This window comes from Rhodococcus sp. YH3-3 (assembly GCF_001653035.1).
GTDB lineage: Bacteria > Actinomycetota > Actinomycetes > Mycobacteriales > Mycobacteriaceae > Rhodococcus_F > Rhodococcus_F qingshengii.
In genome coordinates this window covers 1-1,385 of sequence record NZ_BCWH01000024.1, presented here as the reverse complement: position 1 = coordinate 1,385, position 1,385 = coordinate 1, and the positions used below count along the sequence as shown (strand labels likewise).

Below are 1,385 nucleotides of genomic sequence, written 5' to 3'. Positions count from 1 at the left end.
ATCGTGACCTCACACTATGACGTCGTTGTCCTCGGAGCCGGCCCCGGTGGGTACGTCGCTGCTATCCGCGCGGCACAACTGGGCCTGAGCACCGCCATCATCGAGCAGAAGTACTGGGGCGGTGTATGCCTGAATGTCGGCTGCATTCCGTCCAAGGCGCTTCTCCGTAACGCCGAACTCGCGCACATCTTCACGAAAGAAGCGAAGACGTTCGGCATGTCCGGAGACGTGTCCTTCGATTTCGGCTCCGCTTTCGATCGCAGCCGCAAGGTCGCGGACGGGCGAGTCAAGGGCATTCACTTCTTGATGAAGAAGAACAAGATCCCGGAGTACGACGGCAAGGGCACGTTCGTCGACGCCAACACCATCAGCGTGGAGCTGAGCAAGGGTGGCACCGAGACGATCACGTTCGACAACGCGATCATCGCGACGGGTTCGTACACCAAGCTGCTGCCCGGCACCTCGCTGAGCGAGAACGTCGTGACCTACGAAGAGCAGATCCTCACCCGTGACCTTCCGGGTTCGATCCTCATCGTCGGTGCCGGCGCGATCGGCATGGAGTTCGGTTACGTCCTCAAGAACTACGGCGTCGACGTCACGATCGTCGAGTTCCTCGATCGGGCACTGCCCAACGAGGACGCCGACGTCTCGAAGGAAATCGCCAAGCAGTACAAGAAGCTCGGCGTCACCATCAAGACCGGTGCCGCTGTGCAGTCCATCAGCGACGACGGCAGCAAGGTCACCGTCTCGATCAAGGACAACAAGTCCGGCGAGATCGAGACCGTGGTCGTCGACAAGGTTCTGCAGTCCGTCGGCTTCGCACCGCGCGTGGAGGGCTTCGGTCTCGAGAACACCGGGGTCGCGTTGACCGATCGCGGCGCCATCGCGATCGACGACTACATGCGCACCAACGTCCCGCACATCTTCGCCATCGGTGACGTCACCGCCAAACTGCAGCTCGCGCACGTCGCAGAAGCTCAGGCTGTCGTCGCTGCCGAGACCATCGGCGGCGCGGAGACACAGACACTCGGTGACTACCGGATGATGCCGCGTGCGACGTTCTGCCAGCCGCAGGTCGCCTCGTTCGGTTTGACCGAGGAGCAGGCCAAGGCCGAGGGCTACGACGTCAAGGTCGCGAACTTCCCGTTCGCTGCCAACGGCAAGGCACACGGTCTCGGTGACCCGACCGGTTTCGTCAAGCTGATCGCCGACAAGAAGTACGGCGAACTGCTCGGCGGGCACCTCATCGGACCGGACGTTTCGGAACTGCTGCCCGAGCTGACCTTGGCCCAGAAGTGGGACCTCACGGTCAACGAGTTGGCACGCAACGTCCACACCCACCCCACACTCAGTGAGGCACTGCAGGAAGCGATCCACGGCCTCGC

General features: G+C 62.5%; 1 protein-coding gene. It reads left to right on the top strand.

The annotated features are described in order from the left end of the window. Window positions 1-3: 3 nt before the first annotated feature. On the top strand, window positions 4-1,385 hold a 1,382-nt coding region (lpdA, locus tag YH3_RS34630), incomplete at its 3' end, for a dihydrolipoyl dehydrogenase (protein WP_064445172.1).